This window comes from Mesorhizobium sp. M1A.F.Ca.ET.072.01.1.1 (assembly GCF_004023325.1).
GTDB lineage: Bacteria > Pseudomonadota > Alphaproteobacteria > Rhizobiales > Rhizobiaceae > Mesorhizobium.
In genome coordinates this window covers 1-383 of sequence record NZ_RZSF01000814.1, presented here as the reverse complement: position 1 = coordinate 383, position 383 = coordinate 1, and the positions used below count along the sequence as shown (strand labels likewise).

The following is a 383-nucleotide window of genomic DNA, read 5'->3' as shown; positions in this document are numbered from 1 at the left end:
GCGCGGCGCTGCTTCTTCGGCGCCGGTTGCGGCGAGGGAGCGAGCTCCGCCGGGGCGACCGCCGGTTGCGCCGGCGCCTCGGCGACCGGCTGCGCCGGCGCTTCCCGTTCCAGCCTGGTGACCTTCTCGTCCACCTTTGCTACCGCGTTCATGCTGCTGTGCCTTCCGTAGTCTTCATTTTTTCCAGCGACGGCGCTTCGCCGTCGGCCAGGTTCTGCACGATCGTATCCAGCGCCCGGATCAGGACGCGGCGATCTTCCGGCGACACGCCGACCAGCGATTCCTCATAAACCTCGCCGGCGAGGCTCTTGACGTGGGCATAGGCCTCGCTCGCCTTGGCGGTCGGGAAGATCATGCGCACGCGCCGGTCCGCTGCGTCGGGG

Annotated in this window: 1 pseudogene; it reads right to left on the bottom strand. The window is 69.2% G+C overall.

Annotated features, from left to right (window positions below):
* Window positions 1-148 precede the first annotated feature (148 nt).
* Window positions 149-383 (bottom strand): annotated as a pseudogene (locus EOA32_RS38175) (MarR family winged helix-turn-helix transcriptional regulator); the annotation flags it as partial.